This window comes from Bacteroides sp. LFL-34 (genome assembly GCF_027257075.1).
Lineage (GTDB): Bacteria > Bacteroidota > Bacteroidia > Bacteroidales > Bacteroidaceae > Bacteroides > Bacteroides ovatus.
In genome coordinates this window covers 1-26100 of the sequence record NZ_JAPQKZ010000004.1, presented here as the reverse complement: position 1 = coordinate 26100, position 26100 = coordinate 1, and the positions used below count along the sequence as shown (strand labels likewise).

Here is a 26100-nt window from a genome sequence, read left to right as displayed (position 1 = left end):
AAAGAAGTTTTAGGTGAAAAGATTGTTTGCAGGAAAAAGAAATTGAAAGGATAAAAAGAATTGAAGATGGATAAAGATATAAATGATTATAAATATGGTGATTTGCTGGACGACATCAAGTTGAAGTCGTTCATACAACATAGCACTCCGGCTGAGATAGATATCTCCGCCATTAAGAAAAGAGCTTTTTTGAAAATGCACCAACAAGAGCGTAAATCTAGGCAGAGACGCATTATGATGTATGTTGGCTCGGTGGCTGCGACGCTGCTTCTTTTAATAGGTATTAAATATATAATCGGGGAGAATACAACGGACGGTTTGTACCGTGCGGAAGTTATGGAAATGATGGCTGATGTTTACGATGAAGAGGTCGAAGTGCCTGTTGGCGAAAAGATGACGTTGATGTTGGCAGATGGTACCAGAATCATAGCCAATTCGCGTACCGTTGTCCGCTATCCCAAACGTTTTAATGGCGAGTATCGTGAGGTATACGTGAAAGGTGAAGCCTACTTTGATGTGGCACACGATGCGGAGCATCCTTTTTTAGTTAATTCTGATAATTTTAGAGTGAAGGTGCTTGGAACTAAATTTAATGTGAACAATTACGATGCTTCGGATTCGCAGGTTGTGTTGGTACAAGGTTCGGTAGAACTCAAAACGTCCAACAATGACAGGGTTCGCATGAAACCGAATGAACTGGTAAATTTGCAGGAGGGTGGTTTTGCTGAGAAACGGTTAGTGAATACCGATGAATATACTTGCTGGATGCAAGGGATGATAAACCTTGCCGGTGAAAGTGTAGAGTCTGTAGCCCAACGGCTCAGTCATTATTACGGAGTGACTATTCTGTTTGATGATAAGATGTCGGCTAATAAACTTTATGGCAAACTAGTACTTGACGATCAGGTAAAGGATGTATTGAAAGCCATTGAAACCATGACGCAAACCCGAATGAAAATTCATGGTGATACGATCTACTTAGTGAAGGAGTAATTATATTTGTTATTGATTATTCCTGAATAAAATAATTACATAGAAACTTATTATTAACCAATTTATAATGCCTTCATAGCAAGGTAGAGGAAACTTATACGCCTTCTCGTAAGGAGAAGCTATGCTTTATTAATACCAGTGAAAAATATGAAAAGATACACTTTGTTACGCACATTTATGCTTTTTATAGCAGCTCTGATACTCTGTGGATGGTCTTCGGCACATACACAAATATCTATAACTAAAGGACTAAAAGCGCCCGAACAAACAGTATGTTTTGAGCCTGATACTACCTCTGTACTCAAAAATCCCCTTACAGGTTGGGTGATGTATTTGGGACGTGCATGGGATGAAAACTTTTGGCAAACTCACCATTATGATGCTATGCCCGTAAATGGTGGGGATTCCACTGTTCGCGTGAGCGATTACGCCGGTACATGTTACATTCGCATCAATTGGAATATGCTTGAGAGTAAAGAGGGAGATTATGTATGGAACGATCCGGACTCACGTATCTATAAATTGCTTGCTTCGGTGCGTGAACGTGGTATGCGACTGGCTTTCCGTATCAATGTAGACAGCCGCGACCAAGGACAGAACACACCTCTTTATGTAAAGGAAGCCGGTGCGAAAGGTTTTCAAGATCCTAATAATCCCCAAATATGGTCGCCTTATCCTGACGATGCCGTGTTTCAACAGAAATACGAAAAGTTTCTTCAAGCCTTTGCTGTTGCTTTTGACGATCCCGATAAAGTAGATTTTATTGATGCTTATGGGCTTGGTAAATGGGGAGAAGCACATGGCGTGAAGTATAATAACTACTCAAATAAAGTAGAAGTATTCGAATGGATTACCGATACCTATGCAAAAGCTTTCAAACGTGTACCATTGGTGATAAACTACCATCGTTTGGTGGGAGATACCATCAGCTGGGCAGAACCACACCCTGATAGTAAAAGATTGCTCGAAAGAGCCATTGCCAAAGGATACACCATTCGTCACGACGCTTTTGGCATGACTGGTTACTACGAACAGTGGGAAAAAGATTTTGCCCGTGCTTACCGCTTTCGCTTGCCCATCATTATGGAGGGAGGATGGATTACCGGAGCGCACCACCGTTACTGGATTGATCCTAGTGGCAAGTATCGCCAGGGGCATTCGGAAGATGTGCGCTGGGGCGAGTACGAAGAAAGCCGTAATGCCCATGTCAATATGATGGATCTTCGCATTGGTGATGAAGTAGCCTCGTGGTTTAATCGCTCTTTCGATTTGGTGAAGCGTTTCGAACGTGAGGGAGGATACCGGCTCTATCCCACAGAGGTCAGTTTTGTAAATAAAGCCCGTTCAGGCGAGCGTGTGAGCGTGCAACACAATTGGCGCAATCTGGGTTGGGGATACTGTCCTACCAATATTCCTCAATGGAAAGGAAAATATAAAGTCTGCATCGCTTTGATGGATGACAATCATAACATTGTGAAAAAACAGCTTGCAGATGAGGCTGATCTCTCAACTTGGGTACAAGGGCGTGATGGTCATTATACCACAACTGTCAAATTGGATGGACTTCAAAAGGGAAACTACACTTGGCTTATTGGTTTGGTTGATACAACCAAAGCATGCCAGCCGGGCTTGAAAATGGCGATCGACAAGAATCTTCTATTTGAGGGATGGTGCAAAGTCGGTAAACTTAAAATCAACAATTAACTGGTAGATTACTCATAAATCGTTATGCAATAAATATTAATTATTAATCTTATATTATGAATCGAAAAACAATCACAACTACGGTGGTAAGCTTGGCAAAAGCTTTCTGTTTGGCTGGACTACTGTCTGTGCCCGCTTATTCTAGTGCGTCGACTGTTTCGTTCGAAAAGGTAAATGGGATGTATATCCTTAAAGCCGAAGATTCGACAGTGAAACAAGTGTTCGACTACATTGAAAAACATAGCCAATATGTTTTTGTCTATGATCAACCTGTAAAAGATCGTCTCAACAACAAAGTGAACATCGAGTTGAAAGGAAAGTCGATCGATGCTATTTTGACGGAAGTATGTCGGCTAGCCGATTTGAAATATACCATTCAGAACCGTCAAGTAACCATCACTGCTAATCCTTCTAAAAAGGCTACTACTCAAGTGAAAAAGGCGAAGCGCATCTCTGGTCAGGTAGTCGATGCAACTGATCTTCCGATGATTGGTGCTACGGTTCGTGTGAAAGGTAGTGATGCAGCTACTATCACCGACCTTGATGGTAAGTTTCAGATAGACGTTCCCGAGGGTAGCGAATTGCTCATTAGCTATGTGGGCTTTGTGGATAAAATCGTGCGGATAGATAGCAAAAATATGTATGCCATAGTAATGGAAGAAGCTAGCAGAGCGCTCAACGAAGTAGTTGTTATCGGTTACGGTGTGGTAAAGAAGAAAGACCTTACCGGTGCGGTGGCAGCCGTGAAGGGAGAAGAGCTGGTGAACAAGCGTACAGCCATGCTTTCCAATGCATTGCAAGGATCACTCTCTGGTGTGATGGTGACGCGTAATAGCTCTGCTCCCGGTGCAGGAGCCGCCTCTATTCGTGTGCGTGGTATTACCACTATGGGTGAATCGAGCCCGTTAGTGATTGTAGACGGTGTGCAGAGTTCGCTCGACTATGTGAATTCTAATGATGTAGAGAGCATATCTGTATTGAAAGATGCTGCGGCTGCCAGTATCTATGGTTCGAAAGCTGCTGCTGGTGTTATCTTAGTTACTACCAAGCGCGGTAACGATACCGGTAAAATCAATCTGAAATATAATGCTGAATTTGGTTGGGAAATTCCTACTAAACAACCTAGTATGGTGGGAGTCACTCGCTACTTGGAGATGAGCAACGAGTTGAAATACAACGATAACCCTACTGGTGGTTTTTTCCAAGAATATACGGCTGACAAAACCAAGAATTGGGTGAAGTATAATGCTACTGATCCGAACAACTACCCCATTACCGATTGGACTGATCTGATTTTGAAGTCAAGTGCTCCCCGTATGACTCATACTCTCTCTGTATCAGGCGGTAACAAAGCGGTAAAGTCGGTAGCTACCCTTTCGTATGACGAAGTAGACGGTCTTTATGACGGTCGTGGTTTCCAACGCTACATGTTCCGTTCGAACAACGACTTTAATATCAATGATAAACTTAGTGCTCAAATAGACGTAAATATCCGTCATGCTAAGAGTACTGCCACAAACTATGACCCTTTTGATACCATGCGTAAAATGCCCGCCATTTACCCCGCAACCTGGGATGATGGTCGTTTAGCTTCGGGTAAGAGTGGTGCAAATCCTTATGGATTGCTTGTAGCCGGTGGTAATTCGGTAGCTCACAGTACGCAGGTGGCAGGTAAAGGTTCGCTAACCTTCAAGCCTATCAAGGGGCTAAGCATCTCGGGTATCGTATCTCCTTTTATCAACTATCAAAAGAAGAAAGCGTTTAAAAATTCATGTGGATACACCTTGCCCGATGATCCCGAAACCTTTGGCGGTTATTTCGACTCCGGGAGCACTTGGACTACCAATTCGCTCACAGAAACTCGTAACGATGATTATAATGTCACTAGCCAGGCAATTGCCAACTATATGGGAACCTTTGGCAGTCATAATCTCACAGTAATGGCCGGTTTCGAAAACTACTATATGAAGAGCGAAAGTCTCGGTGCTGCGCGCGATAAATATGAACTGACCGGTTATCCTTACCTCAATATCGGTTCGGAAGATTTCCAAACCAATAGCGGTACAGGTTCAGAGTATACTTCAAACTCTGTTTTTGGCCGTGTTATTTATTCGTATGCCGATCGTTACCTGTTCCAGGCTAACGTGCGTCACGATGGTAGTTCACGTTTTGCCAAAGGTTATCGTTGGGGTACTTTCCCTTCATTTTCAGCTGGTTGGGTAGCGAGTGAAGAGAAGTTCATGAAGAACCTCAAATGGGATTGGCTTTCATTCTTGAAGTTGCGTGGTTCATGGGGTATGTTAGGTAACGAACGTATCGGCAGCAACTACTTCCCCTACATTGCTTTGATGAGTTTTGGTAATTCACTTTTCTATATGGCTGATGGAAGTGTAGTTTCTGATAAAACTGCTCGTCCTGCTGTGTTGGCTGTAGAAGATATTACTTGGGAAACGACTACCAGTACTGACTTAGGTCTGGATGTCAACTTTTTGAACAACCGTCTGCAGTTTCATTTCGATTACTATTGGAAAGAGACCAAGGACATGTTGCTGAATATCGAAATCCCTTATTTTATGGGATATAACAACCCTAGTACGAATGCAGGTAAGATGTCCACTCATGGTTATGATATTGAAGTGGCATGGAACGACCAGATAGGAGATTTTAAGTATGGTGTAAATGTGAATTTCTCCGACTTCCTTTCAAAGATTGATTATATGAATGATGGTGAGCAAATCAGTGGTGGTAAGATTAAACGTGCCGGCGTGCTCTTCAATGAATTCTATGGTTATGTGTGCGAGGGCATCTATCAAACTCAAGAAGAAGTGAACAACTCGGCTCGCACTAGTACTACCGTTACAGTTGGTGACTTGAAGTATCGTGACATCAGTGGTCCCGATGGTGTACCCGATGGCGTAATCAGTCCCGAATACGACCGTGTACCTTTGGGTAACTCACTGCCTCGTTTCCAGTATGGTGGTAGCCTTAACGCTTCGTACAAAGGCATTGACTTCAGTCTTGCTTTCCAAGGCATCGGCAAGCAAAATTCTTACCTCTCTACTTCTATGGTACAACCTTTGCGTGATAACTATGGTAACGTACCAGCCATTCTCGAGGGTAAATATTGGAGTCCTTTCAATACTACTGAAGAGAATTTAGCAGCCAAGTATCCCCGCCTTTCGAATGTGTCGAAGAGCAATAACTATGCTACCTCTAACTTCTGGATGTTCAACGGTTCATACTTCCGTTTGAAGAATATCACATTAGGCTATACCCTGCCTAAGAGTTGGACACAAAAAGCCGGTATAAACCGTGCCCGCTTCTATGTGAGTGGTAGTGACCTCTTCTGTTTGAGCAATTTCCCTAGTGGTTGGGATCCTGAAATGGGTACATCGGATTATCCTATTACCACCTCTTTAGTAATGGGCATACAAGTTAACTTTTAAATAAATAGGAATAGAATATGAAAACAAAGATATTATTAGCCGGAATGTGCCTGAGTCTTGCTGCTTGCGAGAGCATGGACTTGGTACCCAAATCGCAAGGTAATACCGAGTCTTGGTACACATCCGAAACAGAATTGCGTTTGGCTTCCAATGATTTCTATATTTTAGGTTATTGGCAAGAACCTCTTAGCTCATCCGAACAATGGTCGGACAACACAACCTATCGTCAGACGAACCGTAACCCGGGAAGTGGTGGAACCGTGCTTGATGGAACCCTGAACGGCCAGCAGTATGAAGTATATGCTTTGTGGCAGCAATCATTCAAACTTATTGCCCGCACCAACACAATGCTCGAAAATATTCACAAGGCAAAGGGTGCTGTGACCGAGGAAGTTTATAATCGTTATGCCGGTGAGGCTTATTTCTGTCGTGCCTGCAAATATGCTGAACTGATCTTCTTTTATGGTGATGTGCCCTATCAGGAAGAGACTATAACCATTTCCGAAGCTTTGCAACGTGGTCGCAGACCTAAAGCGGAAGTGATTCCTTTGGTGTATGCTGATTTCGATAAAGCCATTGCCGGTTTGCCTGAAAGCTATGGAAAAGACGAAAATATCCATCCTACCAAAGGAGCAGCCCTGGCTATGAAAGCGCGCTTTGCCCTCTATATGGGTGATTATGAGATAGCTGCACAAGCCGCCAAAGCTTGTATGGATCTTAAACTCTATTCTTTGGAACCTGACTATGCTAAACTTTTCAAGCAGAGCACCAAACTGAATGACGAGAAAGTGTTCGTGATACCTCGCTCCATTGAAAACGAAGTGATGCTCGATTCCTGGATTGTGAAGAACGGTCTTCCTCGTAATGCCGGAGGATATGGCTCATACAATCCCTCATGGGACCTCTTGGCCTCATATCTCTGTACTGACGGGCTACCTATTGACGAATCACCGTTGTTTGATCCTCGCAAGCCTTTCAAGAACCGTGACCCGCGTTGTACAATGACCATCGTTGAATTCAATACCGAGCACTGTGGTTTCGAATACGACCCCAGTCCTGCAGCTAAAACTGTAATGAACTATACCACAGGTAAGACACAAAGCAACCAAGATACCCGTATCGTGAATCAATATAGTTCATATACAGGATTGTTGTGGAAGAAAGGTATTGATGCTACGTGGACAGTAGACCAAAAGGTAGAACAAGACTATATCATAATGCGCTATGCTGACGTACTGTTGATTTATGCTGAAGCCATGATAGAACAGAACCTGATTGACGACAGCGTGCTGAAAGCCATTAATATGGTACGTGCTCGTGCTTATGGTGTGAATGTAACAGCTACTGATAGTTATCCTGCCGTGACCACTACCAACCAAACCGAACTGCGACGTGCCCTGCGTATAGAGCGCCGCATGGAGTTTGCTATGGAGAACCAACGCCTGCAAGACTTGATGCGTTGGAAATTGGCAGGAAAAGCATTGAATGGTTACAATTACATCATGCTTATTGACCCCACAGAATTGCTGAACAATATCGTGAACAAGAACCTCTGGTTCTGGGGAATGACTCCGCAAATCGACGAAGATGGTTTAGCAGACTTTGCAGCTCTCTTTAATGCCGGTTATTGTTCGCAGGGTGCTAAACGCATCTTCCCCGAACGCGAATATTTGTGGCCGCTGCCTACACATGATGTGGAGTTGTGTCCCAACTTGTTACCCAACAATCCGGGTTATTAATCCTATAAACTATTACGAACATGAAAACAATGCATTTATATAGAAACCTTGGAATGGTGGCTGTGGGAATGATGAGCATGCTTGCCACCTCGTGCGAAGAGGAGATAGACAATACTGCCTCACGCAACCAGTCGGAGATTGAGTTGACTCCTTCGGGCGAATATATTAAGCTCGATGAAAGTAAACCCAACGAGACAGCTTTTACGCTGAAGTGGAGCACCGCTCACAATTTTGGTGAAGATTATATCACAACTTATAAATATGAGATGCAGCTTATCGGTAGCGATGTTGCAAATATCAAGGAATTTGATGATGATGGTGAATTTCTTCGCTCGTACACCAACAAAGAGATGCAGGATATATTGGTCGATTACTTCGGTCTAACCACCAGTACCATTGGCGAAGTCCTTTTTACTGTTACAGCCAACTTTGAAGGTCCCCGTCTTATGGTGCCCGATATTGCTACTGCAACGGTGAAGTTCAAAACTTATGGCCCCAAACAGTATAAAGCTGATAACCTTTATGTGGGAGGTACTGCCGTAGGCGATGATAATATTAAGATGACGTTGAAAGACGAGACAAACAGAATTTATAGTTACGAAGGAGCTTTGGTTGCCGGTAAGATAAACTTCCCCGTTGACTATGCCGACGAATTGAATGCCATTGGCCCGGAAACCGCCGATGCCCCTATCACCACAGGTGAAATGGCAGGCGTCATATCCGATCGCGCTGAAGCCAATTCGTGGTTAATTCCATCTGCAGCTACCTATCGTATCACTGTGAATATGAGTAAACAGACGGTGAAGATAGTAGAAGCTGGTGCTGTAGTTGAAGCCGATCAGATATTCCTGGCTGGTAGTGCCGTAGGTGGGGAACAGATTGAGATGGCTCAAGTCCTCGAAAATGACCAGATTTATGCTTGGCGTGGTGCACTGAAAGCTGGTAACCTTTACATCCCGCTCACCTTCGAAGGTGAACAAGCGATGGCCATTGTACCGGAAATAGCTGATAGTCATGACATCGAAGATGGTCAATTGTCAACATTCGGACAAGTACTCATTAGCAAAGTGGATAAACAATATTGGACAATTCCGGCCGATGGAACTTACCGCATTGTATTGAATAAGGAGGAGAAATCTATTACCATCTATTCGACCGCTACCGATCTGAAACCACTCACCGTATCGTTCAACAATACCGAACTGGGGAAAAACCCATGGAGTCAGGAAGTCAATGTACTGCACATGTATGGTGGTTTCAATAGTTTTGCTTACGATTCGGGTATTGATGAAGAAACCGGAAAAAGCTTCAAGTACTGTCAAGTGAAGTATAATCTTATTCAGAGTGTTGCCAATCCGAAAGTATTCGTTTATAAAGGTGATGTATTGCCACGTAATGAATATAAGGATAATTATGGGAAGACAAATGCCGGTTGGGTGAACTTCAGCACGCTGCGATATGCTAATAACGGATGGTTCGTTGGTTCTACTGCTGATGCTGTTCGTAATAGCTACAATGGATACACCACAGTAACAGCGGGTAAGATAGAAGGAGCCGTAACAGGTCAGGGCAATAACCGCTATGCTTATTTCCTCATCCCGGAGGGCTGTAACTATGTGGTAGTGGACCTGGAGAACAACACTGTACTCTTTGATATTAAATAAATCCAAAATGAAAGAATAAGAGGTGGAGCTTTTATCACTTCACTTCTTATTCTACCTTTAAATGATAACAATAAACGAGATATATTTTATGAACAAAATAATAAAAAACAGCATCAAGACCTTGTCGATGTGTCTGCTGGCTACTACGTCTTTCATTGGCACTGCTTGTTCAGACGATGATGCCCCTATAACCGATTATAGTTGGAACATTGAAGGCAACACGACCGTCAATATCATGCCCGAACGCTACCAACTGCAGCGTAACCTTATGAGTGGATGGGTCATTTACGCGGGTATTGGAAGTGGTATGATGATGGATTTCTGGGATCTTTATGATAACTTCGAGTCGTCAGAAGGTACTGTGAAGGTATCTGACTATGGCAATACGCTCTACGTACGTGGTCTTTGGAGTAACTTTAATCCTGAAAAAGGCAAATATGTATGGGATGAAAGTGTACAGACCGAACCTGCCAAGCGTTTTCGTATGCTGGTGGAAGGAGCTAAAGAACGAAACTTGAAGCTCGCCTTTACCTTTGTGTGTGATAGTCGTGACAAACATGAAGATGCCTGTCCCGATTATGTAAAAGAGGCCGGTGCTGAAGGATTTACCACTACTACCGGTAGTGTAAACGTATGGACACCTTATCCGGACGATCCCATTTTCCAGAGGGAGTATGAAGAGTTTCTTACTGCTTTTGCAGCCAAATACAATGATCCTGATGTCACTCAATTTGTGAGTGGTTTTGGATTAGGCAAATGGGGCGAGACTCACACCCTGAAATACTCTACAGGTGATGAAGCTCCTAGACAAGCAGTATTTGAATGGATTACAGACGTAATGTCACGCCTTTTCACTAAAGTGCCTATCATGATTAATTATCATCGCTGTTTGCTTAGTGGCAAAGAGTTTAGTGATACCGATACCGATGTAGCTGCCGATATGGTGAAACGTGCCGTAGCTAAAGGCTTCTGTTTGCGTCACGATGCTTTCGGCATGAAGCAATATTATAAGGATTGGGAGCGTGGCATCAGTACTACCTATCATGGTATCGTACCTATTACTATGGAAGGTGGTTGGGTAGAATCATCACACGGTGGTTCTATTGCCGGCGATGGTTACAAGAATTTTGCCGAGGTGCGCCAGGGAGAATATGATGAAGCCAAGGGTGGTTATGTCAACATGATGGACCTCCGCTTTGATACCAACGTGAACAAAGGTGAAACTCATTCTTGGTTCAATACAGCTTTCCATTTGGTGAAGGAGTTTATTGCCGAAGGTGGTTACCGTCTCTATCCCGACCGTCTGTCTATTCCTACTATAGCTCGTAGTGGCAGTAGTGTATCACTTACTCACCGCTGGTCGAACTTGGGTTGGGGTTACTGTCCTACCAATTTGCCGCAGTATGGTGACAAGTACAAACTTGCTATCGCTCTGCTCGATAAGAATACAGAGGAGCCCGTCCGCATCTATATAGAAGACAAAGCAAACATTGCCACTTGGATGAAGGGAGCTCCCAAGACTTACACTACTAATATCAAACTCACTGATGTAGCCGCAGGGAATTACATTTGGGCAGTAGGATTGGTAGATACTACCAAAGAGAATGCCATTGGTATCTTAATTTCAGCCCGCGATGAGTATCAAACCTCCAAAGGTTGGGTGAAAGTGGGTGATATAACTATTCAATAATTAAAAAACGCTGTGCTATGATGAAAAAAATCTTACTGACATGCATAGCCGTAGCCTGTAGCCTTGTGGCTGTAGCCGGAGAACTGCTCATCGAAGCAGAAAGCTTCAGCCAGCGAGGCGGCTGGGTGCTCGACCAGCAGTTCATGGATCAAATGGGTTCACCCTATCTCATGGCACATGGCATGGGTATTCCTGTGGCCGATGCTACGGCAGAAATCAATATTCCCCAGGCGGGCACTTACTATGTATATGCCCGCACCTACAACTGGACTTCACCTTGGACCGATGCCGAAGGACCCGGAAAGTTTCGTCTGGCTTTAGGTGGTAAGTTACTGAAAACTACGTTGGGACACACCGGTAATTCCTGGCAATGGCAGTCCGCCGGTAAGGTCGTATTGAAGGCAGGTACTATTACCCTTGCTTTGAAAGACCTTACAGGTTTTAATGGTCGTTGTGATGCCATCTATCTCACGACTGATATGAATGCGCAACCCACTGCATGGGGCGAGGCAGAGACAGCTGCACTTCGTGCCCGCTTGCAACAACAACAAACGGTGCCCACCCATCAGTACGACTTTGTGGTAGTGGGAGGAGGCGTAGCCGGCATGTGTGCCGCTACGGCTGCTGCCCGGTTAGGTTGTAGGGTGGCATTAGTGAACGATCGTCCTGTACTGGGTGGTAATAACTCGTCGGAGATACGTGTACACCTGGGTGGTATTATCGAAAAGGGACCCAACGAGGGGTTAGGTCGTATGATACGCGAATTCGGTCATGAACGTTCCGGTAATGCCCAACCGGGTGACTATTATGAAGATCAGAAAAAGGAAGACTTTATAGCTGCCGAAAAGAATATCACCCTTTATGCTTCGCAACGTGCTGTGGCCGTAAAGATGCAGGGTGATCGCATAGCATCAGTCACTATTCAACACATTGAGACAGGTGAACAAACGGAACTTACCGCTCCTCTTTTTAGTGACTGCACTGGCGATGCTACCATAGGCTACTTAGCCGGTGCCGATTGGACTATGGGACGTGAAGGCCGCGATGAATATGGCGAAAGTCTCGCTCCCGAGCAGCCCGACTCGCTAGTGATGGGCGCATCGGTACAATGGTATAGCAAGGACATGAAGAAGAAGACCTCTTTCCCCCGCTTCGAATATGGTATGCGCTTTGGCGCTGATAATTGCGAGCCTGTAACTATGGGCGAATGGAAATGGGAAACAGGAATGAACCGTAATCAAATCACCGAGGCTGAACGCATACGCGACTATGGACTTTTGGTGGTATATTCCAATTGGAGCTATCTGAAGAATCACTATGCGGATCGTAAAAAGTATGCCAACCGTTCACTCGATTGGGTGGCGTATGTTTCCGGTAAACGTGAATCTCGCCGCCTTCTGGGCGACTATGTGTTAGCACAAGACGATATAGACAAAAATGTGGCGCACGAGGATGCTTCGTTTACTACCACTTGGAGTATCGACCTCCACTTCCCCGATAGCGTGAACAGTGTGCGTTTTCCTGATAATGAATTCAAGTCGGCAACGGTGCATCGTTGGATTCATCCTTATGCTGTCCCTTATCGTTGTCTTTATTCGCGCAATGTGGATAACCTCTTTATGGCAGGTCGTAATATGAGTTGCACACACGTAGCCTTGGGTACGGTGCGTGTGATGCGTACTACTGGTATGATGGGCGAAGTAGTAGGTATGGCAGCCGGACTCTGTCATAAGCATGGCGTAGAACCGCGTGATATCTATCATCATCATCTGCCCGAATTAAAGCAGCTTATGCAGGCAGGCTTGGGCAAACACAATGTACCCGATAACCAACGTTTCAACGAACCCAACAAATTGTTGGAGGCTCCGGCTTACATCAAACCGCAGACAAACTATGAGTAAAAAAAGTATTATCACGATATTTCTCTCAACCATATTGGGATTGCCGCTTTGGGGGGGACAACACTATTATGCTTTCCTGAAAGGTGATACACTACGTATGGGCAATAACTACATGGAGCGTACCATGCTGTGGAATAATGGTACACCTGTCACCATTAGCCTCACCGATAAGCTATGTGGAAAAATAATCCCGGCTCAAGGCAAAGAGCCCGACTTCTCGATTGTGAAAGGCATCTCTACAGCTGCTACTTTCACTGTGAATGAGATTCCAACGAATGGTATACATGCCAGCTATCTGCAAGCCACTGTGGCTTGCACCATCGGTTCTCTAAGTATAGAACGTCGCTATCGCATTTATGCAGACTGTCCCGCCATTGCCTGCGATACCTATCTGAAAGGACAAGTAGAACTTTACCAGAATAAAGATGACAATCGTTCTAATGCCGATCGTAAAAATATAGAGCACACAGCCGATATGACTACGGGGGTGAAAACTCCGACGATTGACAGATTGCAACTCTCCGGTAATCATTGGCGTGCCCGTACGGTAGAGTTCTTCGACTATACTGATTGGAACGACAATCTGGTGACAGAACGTACCTGGCTTCCTTACCGTCGCAATACCTATCGTGGTAATCTGCTTTTTGCTCACGATGTGGCTACCCGGCAAGGTTTCTTTTTCTTGAAAGAGGCTCCTTGCAGCAGTACCCAATTACATTATAATGGTTCCGACTTCGTGGCCGACTTTAGCGATTTTATGGTAGTGGGTCTGGGCATTGCATCTGATGATGTGAAACCGGATAGCTGGACTCGTGTTTATGGATGCGTTACCGGTGTCTATACCGGAGATGAACAAGAAGCACTAACAGCATTGCGCCTTTATCAAAAACAACTGCGCCACCACACTGCCGCACAGGATGAGATGATTATGCTCAATACCTGGGGTGACCGTAGTCAGGATGCCAAAATAGATGAGGCTTTCTGTCTGGCTGAGCTGGATCGTGCCGCACGTCTGGGTGTCACCCTCTTTCAACTGGACGATGGTTGGCAGAGCGGAAAAAGTCCCAACTCAAAGACAGCCGGAGGCAGCTTTAAAGATATTTGGAAAAATGCCGATTACTGGACGCCCAACCCCACGAAATTCCCTCATGGACTGAAACGCATTGTAGAGAAAGGAAAGAAATTGGGTATTCGTATCGGATTATGGTTCAATCCTAGTATACAGAATGATTTTGCCGATTGGCAAAAAGACGCGCAAGTCATTATCGGGCTTTACAAGGAGTATGGCATCTGCTGTTTCAAGATAGATGGCTTACAAATACCTACTAAAACAGCCGAACAGAATTTGCGCCGGTTGTTTGATGCCGTGTTAGCACAAACCAACCATGAGGTGATTTTCAACCTCGATGCCACTGCCGGTCGTCGCGGTGGATATCATTATATGAATGAGTATGGCAATATCTTCCTGGAAAACCGTTATACCGATTGGGGCAACTATTATCCCTATCGCACCTTGCGTAATCTTTGGATGCTGTCTCGCTATGTACCGGCCGAGAAGATGCAGATAGAATTCCTTAATAAATGGCGTAATGCCGATAAGTACAGCACTACCGATCCATTTGCTCCCGCTCGTTATAGTTTCGACTACCTCTTTGCCATCACCCTGGCGGCACAGCCATTGGCTTGGATGGAGGCTTCGAACCTGCCCGAAGAGGCTTATGCTACGGCAACTCTGCTCAAGGAATATCAACCCTTGCAACTTCAATTTCATCAAGGCATCATATTACCCATTGGTGAAGAACCTTCGGGACGCTCGTGGACAGGATTTCAATCAATAGTCTCTGACACGCAAGGTTATCTCATTATTTACCGCGAAGACAATGATATAGCCAAAAGAACCATTGATACTTGGCTTCCGGAGGGCAAGAAGGTAACTTTTACTCCTTTGATGGGAAATGGCAAAAAGTTTGTTGCTGAAGTCGGTGTACAGGGTAAAGTAAGTTTCGAGTTGAATGATAAGAATTCTTTCACTCTTTATCAATACCAGGTAAAACCATGAAAAGACTATAAACAATAATGGAATTATGATAAAAAGTTTGCGTTCTGTTTTTCTTGCTTTGTTTGTTGCCGTGCAATTCGTTGTGTACGGGCAACCGGCGGAAAGGCTGATTCAAGTGCTGGTCACTCCCGACCACACCAATTGGTTGTATCAACCGGGAGAAAAAGTGAAATTCAAAGTAGCTGTACTGAAATGCAATATTCCACAGGATCATCTGGAAGTGCGTTATGAGATTTCGGAAGATATGATGAAACCTCATCAGACAGGTAAACAACCTTTGAAGAATGAAAAGCTCGAAATTAATGCAGGTACAATGAAAAAAGAGGGTTTCCTGCGTTGCCGTGCTTTTGTCAGTTATCAAGGGCGTGAATATGAAGGTGTAGCTACCGTCGGCTTTGATCCGGAGAAGCTACAACCGACTACTCCGTTGCCCGCCGATTTTCTTGAATTCTGGAAGAGCACCAAAGAAGCCGCTGAAAAGTGGGCGCTGGAACCTATAATGACTTTATTGCCGGAAAAGTGTACGGACAAAGTGAATGTATATCATGTTTCTTTTGCGAATAATGACTATGCATCCCGCATGTATGGCATCCTTTGTGTGCCGAAAGCTCCCGGAAAATATCCGGCCATCTTGAAAGTACCGGGTGCGGGTATCCGCGCATATAACGGGGAGCCCGAACGTGCCGGAAATGGTTTTATCATTTTGGAGATCGGTATTCACGGCATTCCGGTCAACCTGACGGGGGATGTATATCACCGACTTTATAACGGGGCCTTGAAGAATTACCATTCATTCAATACGGACGATCGGGATAAGTATTATTATAAACGGGTTTATACAGGCTGTGTAAGAGCCATTGATTTCATTTACACACTTCCCGAATTTAATGGTAATCTGGCAACTTTCGGTGGAAGTCAGGGCGGAGCACTTTCCATAGTGATTGCCGGACTGGATAACCGTGTCAAAGGATTAGTTTCTTTCTATCCGGCTTTGTGTGATATTGCAGGCTATGCTCATGGTCGCGCAGGAGGTTGGCCGCACATGTTTAAGGATGAAAGGAACCGGACACCGGAGAAGATTAAAACCATTCAGTACTTTGATGTAGTCAACTTTGCCCGGCAGGTTAAAGTACCGGGATTCTATACTTTCGGTTATAATGATATGGTCTGTCCGCCTACCACCACTTATTCGGCTTACAACATGATTAATGCTCCGAAAGAGTTGTTCGTGGCCGAAACGACTGCCCATTATGCCTATGCAGAGCAGTGGAGTGCTGCCTGGAACTGGGTGATGAATTTCCTGAAGAATGAATCGAGAAACGAATAATGTATAAATACCACAAACTAATAGATAAATGAAAATAGGTAAGAAATTAAATCTATGTCTGTTGTTGCTGATCGCTTTTGCAGGAAGCGTTGCGGCACAAGAACTGATAACGAATGTCTACGGTCGTGACATTCATTCACTGAATGGTAAATGGAATGCCATTATCGACCTGTACGATCAGGGACAACGAATGAAAATCTATGAAAATCAGCAACCGAAAGGAAATACTGATTTCTACGAATATGCATTCGAAGGCGGCTTGCGTCTTAATGTCCCGAGAGACTGGAACTCGCAGTCGCCCGAACTGAAATATTATGAGGGTACTGTATGGTATGCGCGTCATTTTGATGCCAAACGTCTGGCAGACAAGCGTCAGTTTCTTTATTTTGGTGCTGTCAGCTATCGTTGCAAAGTCTACCTGAACGGAAAAGAAATAGCAGAACATGAAGGTGGCTTCACCCCTTTCCAAGTAGAAGTGACGGACCTGTTGAAAGATGGCGATAACTTCCTGGCAATAGAAGTGAACAATCGTCGTACCAAGGACGCCATTCCTGCTATGGCGTTCGATTGGTGGAATTATGGCGGCATCACAAGAGATGTGTTGCTGGTGAAAACTCCCCGCACATTTATAGAAGATTACTTCATCCAACTGGATAAAAATGCTCCCGACCGGATCATTGCCCGTGTACGTCTTTCTGATAAAAAGGCAGGTGAAAAGGTGACAGTCGCCATCCCCGAACTTAAAATCAATGCGGAACTTACCACTGATGCGGAAGGAAAAGCGGAAACCGTATTGAATGCAAAGAAACTGCAACGCTGGTCGCCCGAAGAACCGAAACTCTATGGTGTGGCCATTTCTTCAAGTACCGACCGCGTGGAGGAACAAATAGGCTTCCGTAACATCACAGTGAAAGGAACGGATATTTACCTGAACGGGAAACCGACATTTATGTGTTGCATCTCTTTCCATGAGGAGATTCCGCAGCGCATGGGACGTGCTTTCTCGGAAGCCGATGCAGCTATGTTGCTGAATGAAGCTAAGGCGCTTGGTGTGAACATGATTCGTCTGGCACATTATCCGCAGAATGAATACACGGTACGCTTGGCAGAAAAGATGGGTTTCCTTCTCTGGCAGGAAATTCCTATTTGGCAAGGCATTGACTTTACAGACAAAGATACCCGTAAGAAAGCACAGAAGATGCTTTCTGAAATGATAAAGCGCGATCAGAATCGTTGTGCAGTAGGTTACTGGGGTGTTGCCAATGAAACACAGCCTTCCAAAGAACGGAATGATTTTTTGACTTCCCTGCTTGAAACAGGCAAACAACTGGATACTACCCGTCTGTATGTCGCCGCTTTTGACCTTGTGCGCTTTAACAGTGAGAAACAGCGTTTTGTAATGGAAGATTCCTTTACTTCCCAATTGGATGTCGTAGCAATCAATAAATATATGGGCTGGTATCATCCATGGCCTGTTGAACCGAAAGATGCAATCTGGGAAGTAGTGACGGACAAACCGTTGATTATTTCTGAATTTGGTGGTGAAGCACTGTACGGTCAGTCCGGCGATGAGAATGTAGTCAGCTCCTGGAGTGAAGAGTATCAGGCACGTCTGTATAGAGACAATATCCGTATGTTCGACAATATCCCTAACCTGCGTGGAGTATCTCCCTGGATTCTGTTCGACTTCCGTTCTCCGTTCCGTTTCCACCCCACTAATCAGGATGGCTGGAACCGCAAAGGGTTAATATCCGATCAGGGAATGCGCAAGAAGGCATGGTATCTGATGAGAGATTATTACATGAAAAAAAGAAATAACTAAAAGTACTTATGATAAAGCATTTCAGAATAAAGAATAATTTTCTGTTGAGCGGATTATTCTTTTTAGTAACGTTATTTTCTGTTGGCAGTTCGTTGGTTTCCTGCTCGGACTCGGAGAAGATTGTAACCCAGACAGAAGAAAAAATAGTATATGTAGATGGAAACTGGATGGTGGTTGCTTCTAAGGAAGTCACTGTCATGACTGGTGAATCTGTCACTCTGAACGTATCGGTTGGTGGTGAAGAAGAGCTGAAACCGGAATATACCTGTACTTCCAAAGATGCAAACATCGCTACAGTAGCTGTCAGCGAAGATAATAATAGCATTATTATTACGGGTGTTGCGGATGGTAGCACAGCGATTTCTATCGAATGTCCTACAAATACAAAACCGCTAGTTGCTACAATTCCGGTGACCGTAAAGCAAAATGCTATACGAATACTGGCAATTGGCAATAGTTTCTCGCAGGATGCCGTTGAGCAATATCTGTATGAACTGGCAGAAGCGGCAGGCTATGAGTTAATTATCGGAAATATGTATATTGGCGGCTGTGACCTGGATAAGCATTGGGCTAACTTCCAGTCGGATGCCGCTGCTTATGAATATCGTAAAATAGTAAAAGGCGAGAAAGTAGGTAAAACCGGTTATAAACTATCACAGGGATTGGCGGATGAAAACTGGGATTATATCAGTCTGCAACAGGCGAGCGGTAAATCCGGTAAATACGAAACATATACGGTATTGGCTGATTTGATTGCAGGAATAAAGGAACGTTGTCCGAAAGCTAAACTGCTGTGGCATCAGACTTGGGCATACACTTCCAGTTCCACTCATGAAAGTTTCCCGGATTATGATAGCAACCAGATGACGATGTATTCTTCTATCGTAACGGCTGCACGACAGGCTATGACGAATCATACGGATTTGAGCCTGTTGATTCCTTCGGGGACAGCCATACAGAACGGCCGCACCTCATTCCTGGGTGATGCATTCAACCGTGACGGTTATCATCTGGAGGTTACTTACGGGCGATATACTGCTGCCTGCACCTGGTTTGAGATGATTACGGGACAAAACGTTGTTGGCAACCCGTATGCTCCCGAAACGATTGACCCGCAGGTAGTGAAGATTGCACAAAATGCTGCCCATTACGCTGTGCAGAAACCTGATGAAGTGACCGATTTGGTTGACTTCAAGCAACCGGAGATATCTGACACCGACTTGAAAGCCCCCATCTATATTGATTTCGGTCCGACTTCACTTTCTGCCACTCCGTGGAATAATATAACTTCTCATCAGGAAAGTTCAACCACCAGCTGGATAAAAGATGTGGAAAACAATTATACGAATATTGGTGTCAGAGTGCTTGACGGATTTACTGCGACTCATGCTGGAGTCGGTTCCGAACCGGCTAGCCCAGTGACGGTGGATGGCGTGGAATTTCCTCTGACTGCATGGAAAGACGGTTTGTTAGTGAAAGGAGAGAAAAACCAGGGTGATGTAGGTCCAGGAAGAATAGAAATCTCTCAACTGGATGTAGCCCGGAAATATAATTTCACTATTTTAGCCATCCGTTTCAATGGAAGCAAAGACGCCCGTATCTCTTCTTATAAATTGGTAGGTAAAACGGAGAGTGCGGTTAAAGAAGTGAAGACAGGTATCAAGGATGCTGCCTCGTTTGCTGCCGCAAACTTCGAGGAGTACATTGCCAAGTTTGAGAATGTAGAACCGGATTCGGAGGGAAAGGTCATTGTCGAGGTGAAAGGGCTTGATACCGGTAGTGCCGCGGAAGGACATATCAATGCACTATGCATTAGCCTGGCGAAATAAGGTTTGTTTTTTATCATATTGATTACAATGAAGCAATATAGAAATATAGTGATTTGTATGTGCATACTGCTCCTTCTTGCCGGAGGAGCATATGCCCAGCAAAAAACGGTCAGAATACTTGCCATTGGCAACAGCTTTTCCCAAGATGCCGTTGAGCAATATCTGCATGAACTTGCGGAAGCCGAAGGCATTTCAACCATAATCGGCAATATGTTTATTGGTGGCTGTTCTCTGGAACGCCATGTGAAGAATGCACGTGAAAATGCTCCTGCCTATGCCTACCGGAAAATCGGTACGGATGGAAAGAAACGGGAAAAAGGCAAGATGTCTTTGGAAATGGTGTTGGCGGATGAAGACTGGGATTATGTCAGCCTGCAACAGGCAAGTACTTTTTCCGGAATGTATGAGACGTATGAAGCCTCTCTTCCCGAGCTCATAGAGTATGTAAAAGCCCGTCTTCCCAAGAAAACAAAGTTGATGCTGCACCAGACTTGGGCCTATGCATCCACTTCCAATCACGGTGGATTTAAAAACTACAACCGCGATCAGCTGACGATGTATCACGCAATTGTAGATGCAGTGAAAAAAGCAGGTAAGGCATATAAGATTAAGATGATTATCCCTACGGGCACTGCCATACAGAATGCCCGTACCTCTTTCATTGGCGATCATATGAACCGGGACGGACATCATCTGGATGTGAAAGTCGGACGTTATACTGCTGCCTGCACTTGGTTCGAACGTATCTTCAAACGCAATGTAATCGGAAATCCTTATGCCCCGGAGAGCCTGGATGAGGCTCGAAAAGCTGTTGCCCAGAAAGCTGCTCATGCAGCAGTGAAGCATCCGTATAAGGTGACTGATTTATCTGAAAGACGATAAAAAGAAGCCATGTTGTGGCTGTCTGATAAAGCTATATTTATATACTAATTAACCGACGAAAACACCGATGAGAAAGAAAGTATTGGTTTACGGATTATGTTTGCTAGGTTCTATATGCACCCTTTCGGCAAAAGATAAAAAAGATGTTGCACTATATAAAGATCCGAAGGCTCCGATAGAGAAACGCGTAAATGATCTCCTATCCCGCATGACTTTGGAAGAGAAAGTGATGCAGCTTAATCAATATACCCTGGGACGGAATAACAATGTGAATAATGTAGGTGAAGAAGTGAAGAAAGTGCCCGCAGAAATCGGTTCTCTGATTTACTTCGAAACAAATCCCGCACTGCGTAATAGTATGCAGAAAAAAGCAATGGAAGAGTCTCGTCTGGGTATTCCTATTATTTTCGGCTACGATGCAATTCATGGTTTCCGTACCGTGTATCCTATTTCGTTGGCACAGGCTTGTTCCTGGAATCCGGATTTGGTAGAGCAGGCGTGTGCTGTATCTGCACAGGAAGCGCGTATGTCGGGAGTGGACTGGACTTTCTCACCGATGATTGATGTGGCTCGTGATCCCCGCTGGGGACGTGTGGCAGAGGGTTATGGTGAAGATCCTTATACAAACGGGGTATTCGGTGCAGCTTCCGTCAAAGGTTATCAAGGAGATGACTTGTCAGCAGAAAACCGTATGGCAGCTTGTCTGAAACATTATGTAGGTTACGGGGCATCCGAAGCCGGGCGTGACTATGTCTATACCGAGATATCCAAACAAACTCTTTGGGATACTTATCTGCTCCCTTACGAGATGGGTGTGAAAGCAGGTGCGGCAACACTGATGAGTTCCTTTAATGATATCAGCGGTGTGCCGGGTTCGGCCAATCCTTACATAATGACCGAGATATTAAAGAAACGTTGGGGGCATGATGGATTTATTGTTTCCGATTGGGGAGCCATCGAACAGTTGAAAAATCAGGGATTGGCAGCGACCAAAAAAGAAGCAGCCTGGCATGCGTTTACTGCCGGTCTTGAAATGGATATGATGTCTCATGCTTACGACCGCCATTTGCAGGAGTTGGTAGAAGAGGGCAGAGTATCGGTAGCTCAAGTAGATGAAGCTGTACGTCGTGTTCTACTTTTGAAATTCCGTCTCGGCCTGTTCGAACGTCCTTATACTCCCGCAACAAGTGAGAAAGAACGTTTCTTCCGTCCGCAAAGTATGGATATTGCAGCCCGGCTTGCGGCGGAATCCATGGTCTTGCTGAAAAATGAAAACAAAACATTACCGCTGACTGATAAAAAGAAGATTGCCGTGATAGGACCAATGGCAAAAAATGGTTGGGACTTGTTGGGTTCCTGGTGTGGTCATGGAAAAGATACGGATGTTGCCATGCTCTATAATGGACTGGCTACTGAATTTGCAGGAAAAGCTGAATTGCGTTATGCAGCAGGCTGTGCTACGAAAGGAGATAACAAAGAAGGATTTGCAGAAGCATTGGAAGCTGCACGCTGGTCTGATGTAGTTGTTCTTTGTTTGGGTGAGATGATGACCTGGAGTGGGGAGAATGCTTCCCGTTCTTCTATCGCATTACCGCAGATTCAGGAAGAACTGGCCGCAGAACTGAAGAAAGCCGGAAAGCCTATCGTACTGGTATTGGTGAATGGACGTCCGTTGGAATTGAATCGTCTGGAACTAATTTCCGATGCTATACTGGAAATCTGGCAACCGGGTGTGAATGGCGCGTTGCCGATGGCCGGTATATTATCAGGACGTATCAACCCATCCGGTAAACTTGCCATGACATTCCCTTATTCAACGGGACAAATTCCTATTTATTACAATCGCCGCAAGAGCGGACGTGGACATCAAGGATTCTATAAAGATATAACAAGCGATCCGTTATATCCGTTCGGGCATGGATTAAGTTATACCGAATTTAAGTATGGCACCGTTACCCCTTCTGTTACTAAAGTGAAGCGCGGCGATCGATTGTCTGTAGAAGTGACTGTCACTAATGTCGGTGCTCGCGATGGAGCAGAGACTGTTCATTGGTTTATATCCGATCCGTATTGCTCGATTACCCGCCCGGTGAAAGAACTGAAACACTTTGAAAAACAGTTGATTAGAGCCGGAGAAACGAAGACTTTCCGTTTTGACATAGACCTGGAACGTGATTTCGGTTTTGTCAATGAGGATGGTAAACGGTTCCTTGAAGCCGGAGAATATCATATTTTGGTACAGGGACAGACCGTTAAAATAGAACTGATAGACTAGTTGGTTTTTAACAATGCTATATTAATACAAAATCACCATGAAAAAGAAAATAGGAGGCATAGGTTTATGTATGCTTGCATGGAGCATATTAACCTGTGCGCAGACAATCACTCCCCAAGCCGAACAACGTGCCAGGGAAATTGTATCTAAAATGACTTTGCAAGAGAAAATAGAGTATATCTCCGGATATACCAGCTTCTCGCTTCGTGCAATCCCCCGTCTGGGGATTCCTGAAATAAAACTGGCGGACGGACCGCAGGGAATTCGTAATCATGCCCCCAAGAGCACTCTCTATCCTTCCGGAATACTTTCCGCTTCTACCTGGAACCGGAGTCTGCTTTATCAACTGGGGCAAGGATTGGGCAGGATGCCAAAGCCAGAGGAGTGAATATACTGCTCGGACCGGGAGTAAATATCTACCGTGCTCCTATGTGTGGACGTAACTTTGAATACTTTGGCGAAGACCCTTATTTAACGGGTGAAACGGCTAAACAATATATCCTAGGCGTGCAATCGGAAGGAGTTATTGCCACCATCAAGCACTTTGCAGCTAATAATCAGGAATGGAGCCGTCATCATGCCAGTTCGGACATAGACGAACGTACTTTGCACGAGATTTATTTTCCGACCTTTCGGAAAGCTGTACAGGAAGCGAATGTAAGTGCTGTAATGAACAGCTATAATCTTCTGAACGGTGTCCATGCTACCGAACATAAATGGTTGAATATTGATATCTTGCGTAATCTCTGGGGATTTAAAGGTATCTTAATGTCGGACTGGACTTCCGTATATTCTGCCGTAGGAGCCGCTAATGCCGGACTTGATCTTGAAATGCCGAAAGGACGTTTTATGAATGTCGACAATCTTATACCTGCTATCAAAAACGGTACGGTGACAGAAGAAACCATCAATCTGAAAGTGCAGCATATCTTGCAGACCTTGATTGCTTACGGCATGCTGGATAAGGAACAGAAAGACAGTAACATCGCGCAGGATAATCCTTTTTCCCGCCAGGCTGCTTTAGAACTGGCACGCGAAGGTGTAGTCTTACTGAAGAATGAAGGAAATCTACTCCCCTTGAAAGGAAAGACTGCTGTGATGGGGCCCAATGCCGACCGCATTCCTACGGGTGGTGGAAGTGGTTTTGTAACTCCATTTTCTACGGTATCTGTTAGTGAGGGACTGGAAAAACTGAAAAAAAAGAACCTCGTTCTGTTGACGGACGATGTGATTTATGAGGATATTCTTCATGAATTTTACGCGGATGCCGCTCGGCAGACGAAAGGATTTAAAGCCGAATATTTTAAGAATAAAACGCTTTCGGGACAACCGGAGGTCATTCGTACAGAAGCATCAGTTGATTATGACTGGCAATATGGAGCACCACTGGAAGGTTTTCCGGAAGATGGATTTTCTGTCCGTTGGACAGCCAGTTATATGTCTCAAAAGGATGGATTATTAAAACTATCCATTGGTGGCGATGATGGTTATCGCCTGTTTGTGAATGATAAGCATATTACAGGCGACTGGGGTAATCATTCATATTCAAGCCGTGAAGTGGAACTGCCGGTTGAGGCAGGTAAAGAATACAGCTTCCGAATCGAGTTTTTTGATAATATCTCTTCAGCAATTATCCGTTTTAAAGCATCCAGGCTGAATGAAGAGAAACTTCGTCAAGGATTGGCAAAGGTGGATAATGTTGTATTCTGTACTGGTTTCAATAGCAATACAGAAGGAGAGGGGTTCGATCGCCCGTTTGCTCTGTTACATTATCAGGAATTATTCATTCAGAAAGTAGCTTCTCTGCATCCGAATCTGGTAGTAGTGTTAAATGCTGGCGGTGGAGTTGACTTTACCTCTTGGCATGAGGCTGCAAAAGCGATTTTGATGGCATGGTATCCCGGACAGGAGGGTGGACAGGCAATAGCCGAAATATTGACTGGAAAGATTTCTCCGAGTGGTAAGTTGCCGATTTCTATCGAAAAGAAATGGGAAGATAATCCGGTGCATGACAGCTATTATGAGAATCTGAAAGCGGAAATTAAACGTGTCGATTATTCAGAGGGTGTTTTTGTTGGCTATCGGGGATATGACCGTTCGGGTAAAGAACCTTTTTATCCATTTGGCTATGGGTTGTCTTATTCTACTTTCGCTTATAGTAATTTAGCTGTGGAGAAAACCGGTGAACATCAGGTGACGGTTAGCTTTGATATAAAGAATACAGGAAAAATGGATGCTTCGGAAATAGCCCAGGTATATGTGCATGATGTAGAATCTTCCGTTCCCCGTCCTTTGAAAGAACTGAAAGGCTATGATAAGGTGTTCTTGAAGAAAGGAGAGACACAACGCCTTTCTATTGTATTGAATGAAGACGCATTTTCTTATTACGATATGAATCAACACCGCTTTGTAGTAGAAAAGGGGGTATTTGAGATTCTTGTCGGTCCGGCTTCCAATCAATTACCTTTAAAGGCTGCGATTGAATTATAATTACTGAATAGTGAACTGACAAATAAATAATTAAAACTTAATCGACTCTATAAAGTTTGAAAATGCAAAAACATCTTGCACCTTACACTAATCGGATTCAATTAGCTGATATACAATTGTTTTATGCAGTGCAAGATACGGTTGCAGATGTGTGTAAGATAGTAAGCGTCTCCGCGATTCTATATAGTGTATTAAAATAAAAAGGCTAATGATCCCTTTTTAGTCATTAGCCTTTTCCCATCTGTCAGGAAGCAGTTCCCTGTATTTTTCAATTGGTGT

13 protein-coding genes and 1 pseudogene are annotated in these 26100 nt (G+C 44.4%); all 14 read left to right on the top strand.

What is annotated here, in order from left to right:
* Positions 1-66 precede the first annotated feature (66 nt).
* The 14 genes and pseudogenes from N5O98_RS03295 (at position 67) to N5O98_RS03230 (ending at position 25821) form a co-directional block, all read left to right on the top strand.
* Positions 67-993 (top strand): FecR family protein, encoded by a 927-nt coding sequence (locus N5O98_RS03295; protein WP_004311190.1) that lies wholly within the window; start codon positions 67-69, stop codon positions 991-993.
* A gap of 147 nt (positions 994-1140) precedes the next feature.
* On the top strand, positions 1141-2697 hold the full coding sequence (locus N5O98_RS03290; RefSeq protein ID WP_195664343.1) for a DUF4832 domain-containing protein: 1557 nt from the start codon (positions 1141-1143) through the stop codon (positions 2695-2697).
* 56 nt (positions 2698-2753) lie between these two features.
* A complete protein-coding gene (locus N5O98_RS03285) occupies positions 2754-6143 on the top strand; it encodes a SusC/RagA family TonB-linked outer membrane protein (RefSeq protein ID WP_004302517.1) in 3390 nt (1129 codons plus the stop codon).
* 17 nt (positions 6144-6160) lie between these two features.
* Positions 6161-7882, top strand: a complete 1722-nt coding sequence (locus tag N5O98_RS03280) for a RagB/SusD family nutrient uptake outer membrane protein (protein ID WP_004302516.1) — start codon at positions 6161-6163, stop codon at positions 7880-7882.
* Between the two features lie 20 nt (positions 7883-7902).
* On the top strand, positions 7903-9546 hold the full coding sequence (locus N5O98_RS03275) for a SusE domain-containing protein (RefSeq protein ID WP_008646518.1): 1644 nt from the start codon (positions 7903-7905) through the stop codon (positions 9544-9546).
* A gap of 88 nt (positions 9547-9634) precedes the next feature.
* Positions 9635-11236 carry a hypothetical protein gene (locus tag N5O98_RS03270; protein WP_022199016.1) on the top strand — a complete coding sequence of 534 codons (1602 nt, stop codon included), beginning with the start codon at positions 9635-9637 and terminating at the stop codon, positions 11234-11236.
* Between the two features lie 20 nt (positions 11237-11256).
* Positions 11257-13137, top strand: coding sequence for an FAD-dependent oxidoreductase (locus N5O98_RS03265; RefSeq protein WP_008646516.1), 1881 nt, complete (start codon positions 11257-11259; stop codon positions 13135-13137).
* Positions 13130-15196, top strand: coding sequence for an alpha-galactosidase (locus tag N5O98_RS03260; protein ID WP_004302512.1), 2067 nt, complete (start codon positions 13130-13132; stop codon positions 15194-15196). The genes N5O98_RS03265 and N5O98_RS03260 overlap by 8 nt, the downstream gene beginning before the upstream one ends.
* A 25-nt stretch (positions 15197-15221) precedes the next feature.
* The gene (locus N5O98_RS03255) at positions 15222-16523 is read left to right on the top strand and encodes an acetylxylan esterase (protein ID WP_004311196.1); all 1302 of its coding nucleotides are present in this window, start codon (positions 15222-15224) and stop codon (positions 16521-16523) included.
* A gap of 28 nt (positions 16524-16551) precedes the next feature.
* Entirely contained in the window at positions 16552-18345 is a 1794-nt protein-coding gene (locus N5O98_RS03250; RefSeq protein WP_004311197.1) for a glycoside hydrolase family 2 protein, read from the top strand.
* An 8-nt stretch (positions 18346-18353) separates the two neighbouring features.
* Entirely contained in the window at positions 18354-20174 is a 1821-nt protein-coding gene (locus tag N5O98_RS03245; protein ID WP_118161541.1) for a DUF4886 domain-containing protein, read from the top strand.
* A gap of 27 nt (positions 20175-20201) precedes the next feature.
* Positions 20202-21056 (top strand): DUF4886 domain-containing protein, encoded by an 855-nt coding sequence (locus N5O98_RS03240; RefSeq protein WP_004311199.1) that lies wholly within the window; start codon positions 20202-20204, stop codon positions 21054-21056.
* A gap of 67 nt (positions 21057-21123) precedes the next feature.
* The gene (locus N5O98_RS03235; protein ID WP_004311200.1) at positions 21124-23331 is read left to right on the top strand and encodes a glycoside hydrolase family 3 N-terminal domain-containing protein; all 2208 of its coding nucleotides are present in this window, start codon (positions 21124-21126) and stop codon (positions 23329-23331) included.
* A 37-nt stretch (positions 23332-23368) separates the two neighbouring features.
* Positions 23369-25821 (top strand): annotated as a pseudogene (locus N5O98_RS03230) (beta-glucosidase H).
* The last annotated feature ends 279 nt before the right edge of the window (positions 25822-26100 follow it).

What these genes read in the sequence shown, in the direction of transcription:
- N5O98_RS03295 (WP_004311190.1), top strand. Translation starts at nt 67, where the DNA reads ATGGATAAAGATATAAATGATTATAAATATGGTGATTTGCTGGACGAC.
- N5O98_RS03270 (WP_022199016.1), top strand. Translation starts at nt 9,635, where the DNA reads ATGAACAAAATAATAAAAAACAGCATCAAGACCTTGTCGATGTGTCTG.
- N5O98_RS03280 (WP_004302516.1), top strand. Translation starts at nt 6,161, where the DNA reads ATGAAAACAAAGATATTATTAGCCGGAATGTGCCTGAGTCTTGCTGCT.
- N5O98_RS03235 (WP_004311200.1), top strand. Translation starts at nt 21,124, where the DNA reads ATGAGAAAGAAAGTATTGGTTTACGGATTATGTTTGCTAGGTTCTATA.
- N5O98_RS03275 (WP_008646518.1), top strand. Translation starts at nt 7,903, where the DNA reads ATGAAAACAATGCATTTATATAGAAACCTTGGAATGGTGGCTGTGGGA.
- N5O98_RS03255 (WP_004311196.1), top strand. Translation starts at nt 15,222, where the DNA reads ATGATAAAAAGTTTGCGTTCTGTTTTTCTTGCTTTGTTTGTTGCCGTG.
- N5O98_RS03260 (WP_004302512.1), top strand. Translation starts at nt 13,130, where the DNA reads ATGAGTAAAAAAAGTATTATCACGATATTTCTCTCAACCATATTGGGA.
- N5O98_RS03285 (WP_004302517.1), top strand. Translation starts at nt 2,754, where the DNA reads ATGAATCGAAAAACAATCACAACTACGGTGGTAAGCTTGGCAAAAGCT.
- N5O98_RS03265 (WP_008646516.1), top strand. Translation starts at nt 11,257, where the DNA reads ATGAAAAAAATCTTACTGACATGCATAGCCGTAGCCTGTAGCCTTGTG.
- N5O98_RS03240 (WP_004311199.1), top strand. Translation starts at nt 20,202, where the DNA reads ATGAAGCAATATAGAAATATAGTGATTTGTATGTGCATACTGCTCCTT.
- N5O98_RS03245 (WP_118161541.1), top strand. Translation starts at nt 18,354, where the DNA reads ATGATAAAGCATTTCAGAATAAAGAATAATTTTCTGTTGAGCGGATTA.
- N5O98_RS03290 (WP_195664343.1), top strand. Translation starts at nt 1,141, where the DNA reads ATGAAAAGATACACTTTGTTACGCACATTTATGCTTTTTATAGCAGCT.
- N5O98_RS03250 (WP_004311197.1), top strand. Translation starts at nt 16,552, where the DNA reads ATGAAAATAGGTAAGAAATTAAATCTATGTCTGTTGTTGCTGATCGCT.